This is a genomic window from Mucilaginibacter sp. SJ (assembly GCF_028993635.1).
Taxonomy (GTDB): Bacteria; Bacteroidota; Bacteroidia; order Sphingobacteriales; family Sphingobacteriaceae; genus Mucilaginibacter.
Map to the genome: position 1 here is coordinate 1,213,534 of NZ_CP118631.1, position 19,118 is coordinate 1,232,651.

At 41.9% G+C, this 19,118-nt stretch carries 8 protein-coding genes; all 8 read right to left on the minus strand.

Annotated elements, in window-relative coordinates:
- Positions 1-175: 175 nt before the first annotated feature.
- The 8 genes from MusilaSJ_RS04805 to MusilaSJ_RS04840 all read right to left on the minus strand — a co-directional run bounded on the left by MusilaSJ_RS04805 (position 176) and on the right by MusilaSJ_RS04840 (position 19,083).
- The gene (locus MusilaSJ_RS04805; RefSeq protein ID WP_274988919.1) at positions 176-2,590 is read right to left on the minus strand and encodes an ABC transporter permease; all 2,415 of its coding nucleotides are present in this window, start codon (positions 2,588-2,590) and stop codon (positions 176-178) included.
- A gap of 170 nt (positions 2,591-2,760) precedes the next feature.
- Positions 2,761-5,157, minus strand: coding sequence for an ABC transporter permease (locus MusilaSJ_RS04810; protein ID WP_274988920.1), 2,397 nt, complete (start codon positions 5,155-5,157; stop codon positions 2,761-2,763).
- 101 nt (positions 5,158-5,258) lie between these two features.
- Entirely contained in the window at positions 5,259-7,739 is a 2,481-nt protein-coding gene (locus tag MusilaSJ_RS04815; protein ID WP_274988921.1) for an ABC transporter permease, read from the minus strand.
- Positions 7,740-7,842: 103 nt separating this feature from the next.
- Positions 7,843-10,260 (minus strand): ABC transporter permease, encoded by a 2,418-nt coding sequence (locus MusilaSJ_RS04820; RefSeq protein ID WP_274988922.1) that lies wholly within the window; start codon positions 10,258-10,260, stop codon positions 7,843-7,845.
- A 68-nt stretch (positions 10,261-10,328) separates the two neighbouring features.
- On the minus strand, positions 10,329-12,749 hold the full coding sequence (locus MusilaSJ_RS04825) for an ABC transporter permease (protein ID WP_274988923.1): 2,421 nt from the start codon (positions 12,747-12,749) through the stop codon (positions 10,329-10,331).
- A gap of 203 nt (positions 12,750-12,952) precedes the next feature.
- Complete coding sequence (locus MusilaSJ_RS04830; protein ID WP_274988924.1) at positions 12,953-13,990, minus strand: DUF4097 family beta strand repeat-containing protein; 1,038 nt, start codon at positions 13,988-13,990, stop codon at positions 12,953-12,955.
- Positions 13,991-14,179: 189 nt separating this feature from the next.
- Positions 14,180-16,555: an ABC transporter permease gene (locus tag MusilaSJ_RS04835; protein ID WP_274988925.1), complete on the minus strand. Its 2,376-nt coding sequence runs from the start codon at positions 16,553-16,555 to the stop codon at positions 14,180-14,182.
- A gap of 104 nt (positions 16,556-16,659) precedes the next feature.
- Entirely contained in the window at positions 16,660-19,083 is a 2,424-nt protein-coding gene (locus MusilaSJ_RS04840) for an ABC transporter permease (RefSeq protein WP_274988926.1), read from the minus strand.
- Positions 19,084-19,118: the final 35 nt, after the last annotated feature.

Consider the following 19,118-nt stretch of genomic DNA (forward strand, 5'->3'; position numbering starts at 1 on the left):
TAGAAGTTTATTTTCCTGGCATCGTTACCTCTTTGCCGGCGCAAGGTACTGTACGGGCTATTGTCAGGCTCACTTGTGCTGTCTACGTCATCGATGATTCGACCAAAAAAAGGAAAGGTCAGCATGTTTTAAAGCCAACCTCTATAGTTTATTACTAAAAATTAAAAGTTTCAGGTCATTCTCCCGATCTCAAACTCTCAACCGGATTTGCCATAGCTGCTTTGATGGATTGAAAACTTACTGTGATAAACGCGATCAGCAGAGCTACAAAAGCAGCCAGCACAAATACCCACCATTGAATATCTATCCGGTAAGCAAAGTTTTGAAGGTATTTGCTCATTATGAGCCAGGCTATGGGTGATGCCACAATAACCGCGATCAGCACCAATTTCAGAAAATCAACAGAAAGCAAACCAGTTATATTCGTTACAGAAGCGCCGAGCACTTTGCGGATACCGATCTCTTTGGTACGCTGAAGCGTTAACAGCGATATCAGGCCGAGTAAACCCAGGCAGCTGATAAAAATAGCGATTATCGCACTTGAGGTAATCAACTTGTTTAGCAGATCTTCCTTTTGATAAAAATCGGCTATCTGTTGGTCAAGAAAGCGATATTCAAATACGTTATCCGGGTAAACCGCCTGCCATTCTTTTTTTATATGGTCAATAACTGCTGAAGGGTTACCTGAACGTATCTTTATACCTACATACTGGTAGCCTTTTCTAAACGTGGAAATGTATTCGGGGGCAATAGCTGTATACAGTGATTTGGCATGAAAGTCTTTTACCACCCCTACTATAATACCCGGATTATTCGACAAATCACCTGCTGTAAAATGCCTGCCAATAGCTTGTTGCGGGTCTTTAAGGCCTAACTTCTGTACCAGCAGTTCGTTAACCAGGTATTCGCGGGCGGTATCAGCTTCTACAATATTGCGACCTGCAATTAACTGCATCCCGAAAGTTTTAACATAATCGGCGTCGCCTATCTGTGTGTAGCCAACAAATTTCTCCCAGTCGCGGGTGTCAAATTTAATTGAGCCCCCTTTATCAGCGGTAGAAGACGGCGCACGATAACAAAAAGAAACACTTTTTATTGCAGGATCGGCCAGCAACTGATTGCGTAAATAATCGGTTTTACTTTTGTTGTTATCAGGCACAGGAAGCATTAAAACTGCATTTTTATTGAAACCGAGGTCGGTAGTTTTAAGATATTTAACCTGCATCGTTATCAATATCGTGCTGATGATAAGTACCTGGGCTATTATATTTTGAGCCACAATTAAACCTTTACGGGTAAAACCGGCAGTCTGTGTTTTACCGCCAACCTGGTTTTTCAAAGCATTTACAGGCTTGAACCTGCTTAATATAAGCGCAGGATATGAACCGGCAGCTAATATGATAATGACTAAAACAACAATAATAAGACCAGCAAATCTGTAATTGTTAAAAAGGTTAAAACTTAACTGCGTTTGCAGCCAGTTATTCAAAATAGGCGTAGCTACTATCATCATTAAAAACGATAGCAATGCCGCAAAAACAACGATGTATGATGTTTCGGAAATAAACTGAATGAATATTGCTCCCGGTGAGCTGCCTAAAACCTTGCGGGTACCTATCTCCCTGGCCCGTTTAAAGCTTTGGGCCGTAGCCATATTGATAAAATTAACACAAGCTATAATAATGAGCAGCAAGCCAATTATACCAAGGGTTACCAACAAAGAGCGCTGGATCACACCCGCAAAGCGACCATCAAAATGCACCTCGCTTAACGGAAGCATCATAAAATGGTATGGCTTTGCTGCTTCTGCGCCATGTAGTTTCACATTTAACCGATTGATATCTTTTTCTATCAAATGCGGATTTGCTCCATCTTTGAGTTCTAAATAAATGGAGTTAGTTGAATTAATGAAACCCCAATCGTTTTGTAAGCTATTGGCTACATCTGGATAGAGACTTTTTAATGTAGATAGCGAGAGGAATAGTTCAGCCTTAATATCTGTATTAGCTGGGTGGTCTTTAACAACACCCGTTATCCTGAAAGTATTTTTATTATTAACCCTGATAGTTTTCCCAATAACATCCTGACTGCCGAAATATTTTTGAGCCAGACCATGAGTTAAAACTACGGTATTAGGCTCGGTAAGAGCGGTATTTTGGTTGCCTTGCTCCCACTCGTAATCAAATAAATTAAAAAAATGGCCATCAGTTATGCCGATATTTTCATGCTCGGCAAACATTTTTTTTCCGATACCGTCGTTTTGTGGGATGCTGACAATGATATCATGCATTCGCAATAACACGCCTACATCTTTCACCCGCGAATCACTCGCTTTCACGTCTCTCGCCAGGGCCAGGGGCGCTCCCTGATCATATATTGGAGCACCCTCAAAAGCCGTTAACCGATGAACGACCCTGTATACCTGTTTTGCATCATGGTGGTAGGTGTCAAAACTTAAATGGTATATAATAAACTGAAATAGTATAATATTGCAACCAATGCTCAGCGCCAGGCCGAACATATTAATAAAGGTGTAAAATTTATGCTTCCAAAGGTTGCGCCAGGCTATTTTAAAGTAGCTTTTAATCATACCTAATCACTTTATACGATAATACGCAAAACCCTTTAAATGAGTAGTTAAAAAGTGTTAAAGTCAAGCGGAAAGCCGAAGGCTGAAAGCAAAAAGCTTATAAAAAGTCCCACCCGATATTTACACTTTAGTCAGTTGCTTTTTGCTTTCAGCCTTCGGCTTTTAGCTCCTTATTCGCTCCTTAAGCTATTTACCGGGTTGGCCAGTGCAGCTTTAATAGATTGGATGCTTACGGTTATCAACGCTATTAAAAGTGCAACGCACGCTGCAACAGCAAATATCCACCAGGCAATATTTGTGCGGTATGCAAAATCTTGTAACCATTTGTTCATCATATACCAAGCTACGGGGAAAGCAACGACATTGGCTATCACAACCGTTTTCAAAAACTCTGCAGATAATAGCCCGATGATATTTTGAACGCTGGCGCCAAGCACTTTACGGATGCCTATTTCTTTTACCCGCTGTTCGGCGGCAAAGGCTGCCAGACCAAGTAAGCCCATGGCTGATATTGCAATAGCTATAATTGCAAAAGCCGCTATCAATGTTGACGAACGCTGTTCGGCGTGGTAAAGTTTATTATAGCCATTATCAATAAAACTGTAATCAAACGGTTGGTCGGGAACAAATTCATTCCACACATTTTGGGCAATCTTTATAGCTGCAACTGTATTACCGGGAGTTGTTTTGATATAAAAGCTACGCGCCCAATCAGTATGGTTGTTTATAACCATAGGGCCTATTTTTTCATGAAGGCTCCTGAAGTTAAAATCTTTCACCACACCTGCAACTATCCCCGAATCGCCGTTAATCTTAAACCGTTGCCCAATTACCGGTTTATGGATCCCAAGCTGTTTTACCGCTGTTTCATTTAAAATTACGTTATGCTGATCGGAGCCATTTTTATCAAACCAATGTCCGTCGGCCATTTTAAGCCTTAGTATGTGTTGAAACTTTTCATCGGCCGATATGGTGGAAACCGAGGGGTTGTAATCCTGTGGCCGGCCTTCCCAATCCATCGATCCCGAAACTTTGTTGCTATTGTTAAAGAAGGCATCGTTAGCCGAGCGGGAAACCTCACCGATCACGCTTTGCTGTTTTAATTCGTTAGCTATACTTATTAATTTCGATTCCCTTATCTTATCGTCTAACCCAAGCACCTGCCATGGTATGGTCATTACAAAAACATGCTCACGCTTATACCCCAGATCGGCTTTTTGCATAAAATTAAGCTGACGATAAATGATCATTGTGCTGATGATAAGCATCACCGAGATGCCAAATTGCAAAACAACCAGGGCTTTACGAATGCCGCCGTCCTTAAAACTCAATAACGTCCTGCCCTTAAACACAGTTAATGGCTTAAATGATGATAATAATACCGCAGGATATATGCCATTAAAAACAAAACAAACAACCAGTGTGCCCAACAATATCAGCCATGTTGTGCCGGATGTTAGTGGCTGTACAAAGTGCTTTTCGGTAATCTGGTTAAACCACGGCAGACAGATCTGGATAAATAAAATGGCAAATAATAATGACAGGAAACTAACAACCAATGATTCGGACATAAACTGGGCAAAAAGCTGCCTCCTACCCGCTCCCACAATTTTACGCACGCTCACCTCTTTTGAACGTACGCTTGCCCTGGCGGTAGTTAGGTTTACGTAATTTATGCACGCCGTAGTCAAAAGTAAAAAAGCCAGGATCAGGAAGACATTGACCAGTTTCAGGTTGCCGTTTTCAAACGATGTGCTTAACAAACCGCTTTCAAAATGGATACCCTTAAGCCCAATCACACTCATGGTTGTATTTTCACTACCCTTGTTATTTTTCCTTAGAATTTGGGTCAACTTATTGCCTACATCTTTAATATTTACGCCAGGTTGCAATTTCAAAAATGTAAGTCCGCTGAAATTGCCCCAGTTGTTTGCCTGTTCTTTTTCATGTGCATTGCTTAGTTTAGCTTCCACCGGCATCAGCATATCGTACTGAAAGCTTGAGTTTGCAGGGTTATCCTTCACTACTGCCTGTACCTGGTAGTTCATGGAGTCAACCTTCAGCATTTTGCCAACAGCTTCATCGTTACCAAAATATTTTTTTGCTGTTGATTGCGTCAGGATTAAACTGAATGGATTTTTTGAAAAGCTGTCGGCGCTTCCGTCAATAAAATCGTAATGGAATACTTTAAACCAATTAGCATCTATATACGCATACTTTTTTTCCGATATCAGCTGGTTATTATGATGCACCGTTATCATATAACCCGGCCACAAAAAAGTATAATTTTTTAAACCGGGTATTTCCTGCTTAGCAACGGGGCCTAACATATAAGGAGACGACTCCCAGTCCCAGACTTCGTTTTTAGTAAGACTTAGTTTCGTTTTTACCCGGTAGATATTATCAACGTCCGGGTGGTAATTATCAAAACTGAACTCGTTTTGTACCCAAAGCATGATAAATACCGCCGCAGTAATGCCGATGGTGAGCCCCGCGATATTAATCATACTAATAGTGCGGTGTTTAGCTAAATTACGGAATGCTACTTTAAAATAATTTTTAAACATATATCCTGGTCATTTTATCATTGGGTCATTAAGTCATTTATCGCTTCCTGCCGTTGTCAAAAAAATGACTTAATGAGCGAAGCCAATGACTAAATGACCTATTATTCAGAACGTAAACTTTTGGTTGGATTAGCCAACGCTGCCTTGATGGTTTGAAAACTTGAGGTGATCAATGCCGTCAATAACATTCCGCCGCCGCTTACTACAAATATCCACCAGCTTATTGTTGTACGGTCGGCAAAGCTTTCCATCCATTTGTTCATGGCATACCAGGCCAGCGGAGTTACCAGTACAAAGGCCAGTACAATGAGCAGCACCAGCTCGGTTGAAAGCAGGGTTACTATTTGTGTTACGGTTGCCCCGAGTACTTTGCGCACACCTATCTCCTTCGTCCTCTGGTTGGTATTATAAATAGCCAAACCTAACAAACCAAGGCAGCTTATAAATATCGATAAACCTGTTGCCCAGGTTAACAAGGTTGATGTATGCTGTTCGGCATCGTAAAATTTGGCGATACTCTCGTCAAAAAAATTATATTCAAAATCGTCTTCAGGATAGATCTCTTTCCATATTTTTTCCATCGAAGCGATGGCTTTTTTCCATTCATTACCACCGGTCGTTTGCGGCTTAAGTGCTATATGAAAAGTACCGTTGTTATAAAAACTATTACTAATATGAATGCAGGTAGGTTTAATAGGCGAATGCAATGATTCAGAATAAAAATCACCTACTACACCTATGATCTGCATTCTTTTATCTCCATTAAACTTATCAATATACTTCCCCACTGCATCAGCCGGGTTTTTAAACCCAATAAGTTTTGCATAAGTATTATTGATCAAAAATGCACTGGTACTGTCGCCGTACTGTATATTACGCCCAGCCAAAAGTTTAAGCTTGTATACATTGATATAATTTGGGTCGCCATACTTTTCATACAATTCAATTTTTATTTCCTTTTTACCGTCTATGTAGGTAGCCTCGGTTGAATTGGTACTGTTTGACGATGGAGCGGCTTTACCTGCGCTCACCATCTCAACCTGGGGTATCGCCTTCAGCTTGTTCATAAATACCTGGTTCTTGCTAAGCGTACGGTTTTTCCATGGTGAGTTAATGATCAGGATGGCGTCCTTTTTAAAACCCAGGTCTTTAGTAAGTGCGTAATGAATCTGTTTACTTACCAGCACCGTTGCCATTATAAAAAACTGGGCAATAATAAATTGGGTTACCGTTAACGACTTACGCAGCCAGGCATTACGTGTTTTGCTGCTATTTGATGATGCCTGGTTTTTAAGCACCAATACGGGTTTATAGCCCGATAATAACGCGGCCGGGTAAAAACCTGATAACAGGGCCACCACTATTGTCAACAAAAACAGGAATACAAAAAGATTGGGTTGATGAAGCAGGTCAAGCTTGATACCCTCTGCAATAAAATCTTTAAATAGTTTTAATATAGCTGGTGCCAACGCCACCGAAATGATAACAGCCAAAAGGGTTATAATGAACGTTTCACTCAGAAACTGGGTAATAAGCTGGGCGCGGCTGCTCCCCATTGTTTTACGCACACCAATTTCTTTGGCCCTTTGTGTGGCCTGGGCAGTAGTTAAGTTGACAAAATTAATACAACCTAATAATAACAGGAATGCAGCAATAACCAGTAAACCGTAAAGTGTTGTTTTATTAGCCGGATTGCCTGAATCAAACGTACCGTATGTACTATTAAAATGCAGATCACTCAAAGGTTGTAAGGTAAAATTACGTGTATTGCCTTTGTTTTCAGGCTTTGGAGGATCGCTTTTTTTGAGAATAGCGTTTAGTTGCCTTTCAAAATTGGCTACAGTGGTATTTGGCGCCAACTTTACAAAAAGAATAGATGACGAAGTGGTACCCCCCCAATTAGTAAGGTTCAGTTCATTGGCGAGTGTTTTGTTATTTTTTGCCGTTGAATAAGAAAGGAAATCGTGAAAAGTAAAATCGTTGTTGCCCTTCAGTGGTTCAACAATGCCTGTAATTGCTGCGCTAAGCGTGTCATAAGTGATCACCCGGCCTATCATCTGGCTGTATGAAAGCTTAGGAAAATACTTTTTTGCCTGATCAGCAGTAAGTACCGTTTGATTAGGGGCATTCAAAGCTGTCTTCGCCGAACCGGCAAGCCAGTTATATTTAAACATGCTGAAATAGCGTCCATCGGCAAGGATCACGTTATCCTGTAACTTAAACTTAACAGGAATACCGCCTTTTCCCGGAACAAGTACGTTGGGCTGACTTAAAGTGAAGAATGGAGCAGCAAGCTCAACGCCGCTTACATTGTTCTGTACAACTTCGGGCACAGGGCCTGATACGCCGCGGTTATGCGCTTCTTCGCCGGAAAAGGTATAGTTTGATACCACCCGGTAAATGCGGTCGCCGTTATCAAAGTTTTGATTAAAAGTAAAATCAAAATGAACTATCAGGTAAATAACCAGCGCCGAACTGATCCCTATAGATAAACCGATTACATTGATGAATGTAAAAAATTTATGCCGCCAAAAATTACGCAGCGCGATTTTGAAATAGTTTTTAAACATGATATTGTTCATTAGTTCAATTGTTCATTAGTTCATTGGTGTTGTCTACGCCGTATAAGCTATCCTTAAACTTGTCCGCGTTCACCAATGAACTAATGAACAAGTAAACCAATGATTATTCAGAACGCAAACTCTTCACCGGGTTAGCCATTGCAGCCTTTATCGATTGATAGCTTATGGTTGCAAAAGCGATGATCAGCGCTATTACGCCGGCCATTACAAAAACCCACCATTGTATGTTAATTCTGAAAGCAAAATCAAGCAGCCATTTACTCATCGCGTACCACGCGATTGGCAAAGCAATCACCGCGGCAATGATCACCAGCTTCAAAAAGTCTTTTGAAAGTTCGGTAACAATTTGCGGGATGCTTGCGCCAAGTACTTTACGTACGCCAATTTCTTTTACTCTTTGTGATATGGTAAAGGCTGAAAGTCCAAACAGACCAAGGCAAGCTATGAATATGGCAAGGCACGAAAATATAGTAAACAGGTTGCCCTGCTCCTGCTCACTATTATATAGCTTTTGAAACCGCTCATCTAAAAAGCTGTATTCAAAAGGCGTTTCGGGTTGATATTTTTTCCAGGTTTGCCCAAGGGTTGCCAATGCCGAATTGATACGATTACCATCGATCTTAACCGTTATTCTTCTATAACTATTGTTGGCGAATGAGGGCATCTCCATTAAAAGCGGGATGATATTTTGATGTAATGACTCGAAATGAAAGTCATTAACCACTCCTATCACTTTTCCTTTAACGCCTCCATAGCTCATATCCTTGCCTATGGCGCTTTCAGGCGATTTCCATCCTAATGCACTTACTGCCGATGCATTGATCACAAAATTATTACTGTCGGTGGCGAACTCGCGACTGAAGTTTCTGCCGGCGGCAATCTTTATGCCGTAAGTTGGGATAAAGCCGTAATCGGCATTAATGCATTTAATATCAGCTTTAACGGGCAGTGGTTTATCGCCATCAAAAACAGAAACACCCTGATCATCCAACAGCCGTCCTGATGGAATGCGCGATGAACGTCCAATATCTTTTACCGCTGGATCTCGCAATAAATCGGCCCTGAAAGCTTCAAACTGGTTAGCCGGGATACCGCCCAACGTTACTAAATGATCTTTATTAAAGCCAAGTGATTTGGTTTGGATATACTTTAACTGCTGGAAAACTATGGTTGTAGCTACAATCAGAATTATCGAGATGGAGAACTGCACAACCACCAATACCTTGCGGAACGAGATATTTCCTGATCCAACTTTAAGGATCCCCTTTAAAACTTTTATCGGCTTAAATGAAGACATAAAAATGGCGGGATAAATACCGCTGATAAGCCCTATAACCAGGGGCAGCAATAATACCGATACTAAAATTGATGGTTTAAATAAGCTTATGATTGATAAGCCAAGTTCAGAAAATCCGTTGATAAGCGGCAATAAAAGCCAGGTTAAGATCAGGGCCAATACGAGCGAGAAATAAGTGATCAGCACAGATTCGCTTAAAAATTGGGTGATGATCTCTTTTTGCTGTGCACCGATTACCTTGCGAATGCCGATCTCTTTAGCCCTAAGCGTTGAGCGGGCAGTAGATAGGTTCATATAATTGATACATGCTATCAGCAAAATAAACAATGCGATGGCAGAGAATATGTAAACTCTTTTGATATCACCGTTTTGTTCAACCTCATCATCCAGGTGTGAATGCAGGTGGATATCCAGGAACCTTTGAATATGCAGCTGGGTAAATTTTGACTGCCGGGGTTGCCCGGGAGAATTCATGTATTTATCTATAAAAGCCGGAAACTGCGAGCTGATACGATCAATATTATAATGATCAGGCAATAACAGGTAGGTAAAAAATGAGTTGTTCCCCCAATTGGTTGCCAATTGATTACGTCCATAAACCTTGTCATCGTTCAGTGTATTGAATGACAGCAACATTTGAGGGTGCATCTGCGAGTTAGCCGGAAATGGCTTAAAAATACCGGTAACTTTAAAATTGGCCGTATTATCAAGCCTGATTTCTTTGTTTATGGGGTCTTCGTTACCGAAGTATTTGCGCGCCATATCCTCGGTCATCATCACTGTATACGGCTCACTAAGGGCAGTTTTAGGATCACCTGCTACTGTTTTAAGATCAAAGAAACTAAGGAAATTTTCATCAGCAAAATAAGAGCCCTTTTCAACGAGCAATTTTTCCTTATAGCGCAAAACCACATCACCGTTAGGAAACAACCGGGTCACTTTTTTGATATCCGGAAATTCGTTTTTTAGCAGCGGACCAAAAGGCGGTGCCACGGCCCCCAAATGCAGGTTGACGATACCATCGGCCGTATTAAAACTCCGGCTCACCCTGTAAATATTGGGCGCATTATGGTTAAACTTATCATAACTGAGTTCTTTAACTATGTAAGTTAAGATAAGCAGGCAACAGGTTAACCCTATGGTTAAGCCAAAAATATTGATGAACGAAATAAATTTGTGCCGGGCAATATTGCGCAGGGCACTCCGTAAATAATTCTTTATCATGATTTAGTTCATTAGTTCACTTGTTCATTAGTTATTAGTCCCTGGCGATGGTCTGCCACTGTCGACTGCTACTCACTTCTAAGGCTTTTCACCGGATTAGCCAAAGCCGCTTTAACCGATTGAAAGCTTATCGTGATGCCCGCCACCAGCAAGGCTATGCCGCCCGCCAAGATGAATACCCACCATTGGATACTGATACGGTATGCAAAATCCTGCAGCCATTTGTTCATGGCAAACCATGTTACCGGAAACGATATAATGGATGCAATGACGATCAACCTCAAAAATTCTTTTGATAACATCACCGTAATGCTGCCTGTTGATGCGCCTAATACCTTGCGGATGCCAATTTCTTTAACCCTTAGCCTGATCATAAACGCGGCTAAACCGAACAAGCCCAGACTTGCTATAATGAGGGCGATGCACGAAAACACGGTGAATATTTTACCTGTTTGCTGTTCGGATGCATAAAGCGACGCATATTGTTCATCGAGGAATGAGTAGCTGAAAGGTGTTTCCGGCCTGAAATTATCCCATTCTGTTTTAATGTTGGCTATCAACGATTTTACATCACCGGTTTTTATCTTTAAAATAACAGAACCGGTATTGTGACCAGATAACAGCATTAATGGAGCAATCTTTTGCCTGGCCGAAGCGTAATGAAAATCTTTTACCACTCCAACAACAGTATATTGCGTACGTGCCGAGCGCACAATGGTTTTACCGATCGGGTTAGCGTTGCCCCATCCCAAGCCTTTTACCAGGGCCTCATTTACCACAACCGACATTGAATCGCCGGGGAAAGACTGATAAAAGTTACGCCCCTTGATAACCTGCAGCCCCAAAGTGGGCACATAACTTTCATCAACATGATAAATATTGGTATGGATTTCGGCATGCCCCCCTTTATCGTCAAATTCTTTAGCATCAATCTGCGTACCGTCAACACCGGTTAACTTGCCTGGTACGCTGCTCGATATAGTAGCATTTAACACCTGCGGATTGCGTAAAAGCTGATTTTTAAAAGCGTCTACATTACGGCCAAGGGTATAAGCGTCATTTATTACAAGCACCTGATCTTTATTATACCCAAGCTTTTTGTTTTGCATATAATGCAATTGCTGATATACTACAAATGTTGATATGATGAGCGCCGTTGACACCGCGAACTGGAAAATGATCAACCCGCTGCGTAAAACACGTTTCCCTTCGGCTTTAGTAGCGCCGTTGCCTTTCAATACGGCTATGATCTTGAACGATGAAAGGAAGAAAGCGGGATAAATGCCCGCTAAAATACCAACCGCAAAAGCGGTGAATAATTCGATAAGCAAAGCCTTAGGGCTAAGGAAAAATCCGAGATCGATGTGTTTGCCGGCTAAGTTGTTAAACAAAGGCAACAACAGGTACACCATACCTAAAGCCAGTAGCAAAGCCCAAAATGTGAGCATAACCGATTCGGTAAGAAATTGCGAAACCAGTCCGCCTTTTTCAGAGCCAAGCACTTTACGGATACCCACTTCTTTCGACCGCCGCGCTGAACTTGCTGTTGAAAGATTAGTAAAATTGATGCAGGCCAAAATCAATATAAAAGCAGCTAAAGCGCCGAATATATACACATAGTGGATGTCGCCATTGGGTTCAAGTTCATATTTGGTTGCCGAGCGCAGGTGGATGTCGCTTAACGGTTGCAAGAAAAACAGGAAGGAGTTAACAGATTTGCTTGCTTCGGCCGTGCTTGTACCCATATCATGTGCAATTTCGGGCACTACAAATTTCCTTACCATTTCGGGAAAAGAAGCTTCCAGTTTTTTAGGACTGGCATTTCTATCCAATACAACATAGGTAAAAAAGCCGATGTTGCTCCAGGTTTGCTTTGCATTTTTAACAAAGGGTGCCAGGTTCAAAAAGGCATCACCATGAAAATGTGAATCATCAGGTACTTTGTCAATTACACCAGTTACCTTGTACGGTTTGCCATCGATGGTAACCGATTTGCCAACGGCTTCCTGATCGCCAAAATATTTATTAGCCATGGCCCTGGTAACCACCATACTGTTAGGCTCGGTAAAACAGGCTTTATCATCACCGTCAATCAGAGGTATCGAAAACAGGCGCAGGAAATTGGCATCTATCATTTGTACATGCTCTTCTTTAAATTGCCTGTCGTTATATTTTATAAATACGGGTCCGCGGCCGGTAAGCCTTGTGGTTTCAAGCACCTCGGGAAACATATTTTTAATACCCTGCCCCACCGCTATGTCCACCATCGGATATTCACTAACGCCATTATTTTCAACGGAGCGCAAACCAACACGGTACATCTGTTTTGCCTGTGCCGGATATTGGTCATAGTTTAACTCGCTATACACATAAGCACAGATCAGCATACAACAAGCCAACCCTACAGAAAGGCCAAACACATTAATAAAGGAAAATATCTTGTTACGTTTTAAGCTTCGCCAGGCGGTTTTGATGTAATTTTTGAACATGAGTGTACGATTAACCACAATACAGGTTTAAAAGCCATACCAATAAAACAAACACCTAAATATCAATTGGTTATAATTTATTTTTAATCAAAACTGTACGAAGACGTAACACCATGTGTTCGGTTATGATACACTCCGTTCAACAAAAAAAGACCTGTCACTATTTGAGTAACAGGCCTTCGTAATATCCCTTATTATTGTTATTAGTTTACAGTAAGGTTTATCCTGTTGCTGCCTCTAACTTCAACAAGCGAGCCACCTCCGTTAAGTTTACCTTCTACCCTTTCTTTATCCTTGCTACCTGAAAAATTGTCGGCAAGGTTTGTTTCTATCTTATCAGCCCGCAAATCAAGATTAAGACCTTGTTTTGATGGCAACTGCAGATCAACACGACCCGAGCTTACATCAATTTTAATAAATTTACCTACGCTGACAAATTGTGCGTGAAAACTGCCGGCACTTGTTGAAGCATCGAGGCTACACGACAAATCAGTGAGGTTAATGCTGCCACCTGATGTGCCTGTAATGAAATCGCCATCAATTTTACTGCCGCTGATACTGCCGCCGCTGGTCGTAGCTTTGATATCTCCCTTTAAACCATCGAGATGCAAAGAACCGCCAGATGTTTCAAGTTTGATACGCCCCATGCAATTACGGGCCTCAATACTGCCGCCCGATGTTTGAAGATCAATATTTTCTTTTGAATCGCTCACGTGGATACTGCCGCCTGAAGTACGACCTTTGATAGTGCCGGTAATTTTATCCAGGTGTAAGCTGCCACCACTGGTTTCAAACTGTTGTGCACCTGTTAGATTATCCAAATGGATACTGCCTCCGCTGGTATTCAGATTGGTTGCCACATTGCCGGGTACATACACACGGAACGAGATACTTAATGATTTTTTCCAGTCCCAGTTGCCATCGTGCTTGCTTTTGGCTTTGGCGTGCAGCTCTCCGCCGTTAACATCAACACTCAGATCATAATTTTCATCAAGGCGCTTTTTGATCTCTTCTTTAGAAAGATCGCCATTGCCATTATTACCTTGTATAAAAACCTCAACTCTTGGTTCCTGGCCCGATGCGCCGCTAACAGTAATACTGCCGCCCGATGTATTAACAAATACATTTTTCACAGCCTGTCCTGATAATGATTTGGTGAGATATGGTGTTTTCTGATTATTTTGTGCAAAAACGCTGCTGCCTGCACAGGCAACAAATAACACAAGTAAATACTTTTTCATAATAATGATCTTTGGTTTATATATACAAGACCAGGCGTTTAGCAAATACGTTGCATGGTGCTGAAAATAAATTCAGACTACCTAATAATGACAGCACATCATAAAAAAGCCCGTGGGGACACGGGCTCGGGGTATATTCTATTTCTTCAACTGCTACTGCAAACTGCCACTGCTATCTGCAAACTGATCTCATTCGCTTCTCAAACTCCTGATAGGATTTGCAAGCGCTGCCTTTAACGATTGAAAACTAATGGTAACCACGGCAATAACAAATGTAAGCAAAGCCGCCAAAGCAAAGATCCACCAATGCAAAGGTGTTTTGTAAGCGAAACTTTGCAGCCATTTATCCATGCTGTAATAACCTAAGGGGATAGCTATCACAGTAGCTAATAACACCGGTTTCAGCAGATCTTTTGATATCAGGATAAGGATATTTTGTACCGATGAACCCAATACTTTACGGACTCCGATTTCCTTGGTACGTTTCGCTGCGGTAAACGAGGCTAAACCAAATAAACCCAAACAGGCAATAAAGATGGCCAAGCCAGAAAATATGCTTAACATGGTTTGCTGCCTGATATCGTTGCGATAGGTGGTATCAAATTGCTGGTCAAGAAAGCTGTACTCAAACGGATAAACAGGAGCGACTTCGGCATAAATGTTTTTGATAGCAGCCAAACCGGCCTGGACATTTCCGGGTTTTAGTTTGATCACGGCTACGCGCCTGTCGTCGCTTGGCGATATCACCAGGGCATCCATGTTTTCTTTAAGTGAAAGGAAGTTAAAATCTTCCACTACACCGATGATGGTGCGGCGACTACTATCACGCACTGTATTTTTAATCCATTTACCGATAGCCTGCTGCGGCGTAAAGCCCAGTTCTTTAGCCGCTGTACGGTTGATCAATACCGAATTCGTAGTATCGGTAGCAAACTGCGGTGAAAAATCCCTGCCGGCGATAATTTTCAGGCCAAAGGTTTTAACATATTCAAAGTCGGCAAATTCCGACCTCGATTTGAATGTTTCATGCTGACCTTCAACCTCAAAGCCCTGCATATCAAAAAAGCCGCCCGGTTCGCCCGACATCAGGGATACCGACTTCACATAGTCCGAATTTTGCAGCTGGTGTTTAAATGTTTGCATGTGATCATAGATATCGTTATTATCAATCTTCACAATAACGGTTTGCTCCTTGTCATAACCCAATGATTTGTTTTTCACATATCGCATCTGGTTAACGATCACGATAGTGCCAATAATAAGCAACACCGAAATACTGAACTGGAACACCACCAGCGATTGCCTGAAAAATGAGCCGCCTTTACCTAATTTAAGCTTACCTTTTAAAGCCTCAATGGGCGAAAATGCCGACATGAATATAGCCGGATAGCTTCCGGCAAGGAAACCCACAAATAAAATAACGCCTAAAAGAAACAGGTAAATCGGCGCACTGTTCCAAGATACAGTGAGCGCATACCCAAGCAAGCTATTGTATGATGGCATCAGCAAGAGTAACAAACCAATAGAAAGGGCGCATGAAATTAGCGCCAGCAAAATAGATTCGCCGATGAACTGCCACACCAGATGATTTCTTAATGCGCCTAAAACCTTGCGCATCCCTACTTCTTTTGAACGTTCGACAGCGCGGATAGTGGCCAGGTTCATAAAATTGATACAGGCAATGATCATGATGAGCACCGCTATCGAAATAAAGATGAATACCACAGTTTTATCCCCATGTTTTACATTATCAAACGACGAGGCATTTTCAAAATAGATATCCTTAAACGGTCTTAAGCTCAGGTTAAATTTAGTACCAAAACGCTGCATATCCTTGCCCATGTACTTATCCATAAACTGCGGAAAGCGGCTTTCCAAGGCAGCCGGGCTGCTATGCTCATTCAATAACAGGTAAACAAAAAGGCTATTGTTAATCCATACATTAAAACCCTGATCGCGGGTGTAATTGGATATTGGCATCACCAGGTCAAAATCAAGGTGCGAGTTGGAAGGCACATCTTTGGCAATACCTGTTACCTTTAATTGCAGTTGTTTATCCATCTGTACCACCTTGCCCATGGCATTATCAATATTGCCGAAATATTTTTTGGCTGTGGTTTCAGTTAGCACCACGCTACCCGGGTGGTTTAATGCTGAAGTAGCATCTCCCCTCAGCAACGGGAAAGTAAAGAGGCTAAAAAAGTTGGAATCAACCGCGTAAACCTTTTTTTCGTTGAACGATTTTTCGCCAAAAGAAACCAGGTTATTTCGTGGAGAAACGCGCACTGCCATCTTGATATCCTGCGGATAATCATTCAGCATGGCGGGGGCGTAAGGTCCCGAGAGGTAAGATGTGGGGGCTTTCGACTTATCAAAGCCGCGCATCACTCTGTAAATATTTTTGCCCTGCTTATGAAAATTATCCACGCTAAACTCATTCATAATATACAGGAATATCATGAGGCAAACGGTTATACCCATAGTTAATCCCAAAATGTGGATCAGCGAAAATGCCTTATTCCTATAAAGGTTTCGCCATGCTGTTTTTATGTAGTTACGTATCATTAGTTCACTTGTTCATTAGTTCATTGGTACTTATCGCTTACTTTTATCTGCCTGCTGGCCTGTATCTGCTACTTCAAACTGCTGCTGCTATCTGTCAACTAATTTTATTCATTTTTCAAACTCCTCACCGGGTTGGCCAGTGCCGCCTTGATGGATTGAAAGCTGATGGTTACAAAAGCGATCAACACGGCCAAAACCGCAGCCAATACTACCACCCACCATTGTATGTTTTGCCTGTACGCAAAGCCCTGCAACCATTGCTGCATGGCGACCCAGGCAACCGGAATGGCTATTACTATTGCTATCATTACCAGTTTGATAAAATCTTTTGACAGCATACCTACTATAGCGCCTACATTAGCGCCAAGTACTTTACGGATGCCTATCTCCTTAGTGCGCTGTTCGGCCGCATATGCAGCAAGGCCAAACAAACCTAAACAGGCTATCACAATTGTTAAACTTGTAAATATGATGAATATGGTACCCATCCGCTGTTCCGCACGGTACGATGAATCAAAATCGTCATCCATAAACGAATATTCAAACTCCTTACCCGGTTTTATAGATTTCCATTTGTCGCTGATCATGGCCATAAGTGCGGTGATATTAGCGGTATTTACTTTTACACTTAAGGCGCCGGTATCCTGCCCGTACATTAATATCACCGGGCTTACATTATTACGCAGCGAAGCGAAATTAAAATCCTTAATAACACCTACTATATGATATTCTTTAAACGTTTTGGCCATATTGTCCATAGGCAAAAACATGGATTTGTTAAGCGGGTCACGTACGCCCATCAGTTTCGCCGCTGTTTCATTAATGATCATGGCCGCCGAATCGGTAGGCATCTGGTTTGAGAAATTACGGCCTTTGGTTAGTTTTATGCCGAGGGTTGGCAGATAGTTATCGTCAACTACCCAGGTTTGTGCAAGCACTGCTTTTTTAGGGTCGAGCCCGCGTTCCTGGAAAACGCTGCTGCTGTTCCTGTAATCAGAAGTTGGCAAAAAGCCTGTCATGGTTACGCCCATTACGCCTGGCAATTGCTTTACTTCATCTCTTAACACCTTGCTCTTGTCGCCGAGGTCATACACACCATGAATCACCAATACCTGGCTGCGGTTATAACCAAGATCTTTATTCTGAATATATTTAAGCTGATTATAGATCACCAGTGTACCAATGATGAGCACTATCGATATAAAAAACTGGAACACCACCAATGAGCTCCTTAACATTCCGCCCTTAAAGCCAGAGGAAAGCTTGCCTTTTAAAACATCAATTGGCTGAAATGCCGAAAGAAAAAACGCGGGATATGAGCCAGCCAGGAAGCCAATCACCAAAACTATTACCAGCAAAGCAGGAATCAGCCAAACCAATGAGCCCATATTAAGCTCCATGGTTTTACCCGCTATATTATTGAATACCGGCAGCAGAAAATAAGCCATCAGCATGGCTATTACTGTAGCAATAAACGTTACCATGATAGACTCAGACAGGAACTGGGCAATAAGCGACTGACGCCTTGAACCAAGTACCTTACGAACCCCTACCTCCCGGGCCCGGTTTGCAGAACGGGCGGTTGAAAGGTTCATGAAGTTTACACAGGCTATCAGTAAGATAAAAATAGCAACCGCTCCAAAAATGTACACGTACTGAATGTTCCCGTTATGATCAAGCTCCGACACAAGATTTGATTTGAGGTGGATATCCTTCAATGGCATAAGACTCAGCTGGTATTTGTTGCCGGCTCCTTCAAACGAATCAAAAGTAAGATGTAAGATACTCTGCAATTGCGGACCCGCATATTTGTGCATTAATGCAGGAAACTTGGCTTCAAACTTTTTGGCATCCACACCAGGTTTTAGTAATACATAGGTATTGAAATTATTGCTGAACCATGCCCCATCTTTGCTTTCCGCGTTTGACGCCATCGACAGGAAAAAATCGTAATGAAAATGCGATTGCCTGGGCAGGTCTTTAATTACACCGGTAACCTTATAAAGCAGCTTTTCATCAAACGTAAAAGTTTTACCTACAACCTGCGTAGTATTAAAATAACGTTTAGCTGTACTTTCAGTAATGACAACGGTATTAGGTTCAACAAGCGCCTTCTTAGGATCGCCTGCTACCATTGGCAGGGTGAATACATCAAACAAGGTGGAATCGGCCAGCACCATTCGGTTTTCATGAATAGTTTGATTGCCTTTTTTTACATTATAACCTCCGCGCATCAAAAAACGGCAGGCACGCTCAACCTCAGGGTAGTCATTTTGAAAGGCGGCACTTAACGGAGCAGGCGCACAGGCATAACTTTGATCGATACCGCCAAATTTAATCTGCATATTGGCGCGATAGATCCTGTCGGCCTTAACATTGAACTTGTCATAGCTCAGCTCATCTACCACATAAAATACGATGAGCAAACACGTAGCCAGCCCAAGGGCCAAACCAAACACATTAATTGTGGTGAAACCCCCATTTTTTTTCAATGTGCGAAAAGCAGTTTTAAGATAATTTCTGATCATTATATTAAGTTCATTGGTTCAATTGTTCATTAGTT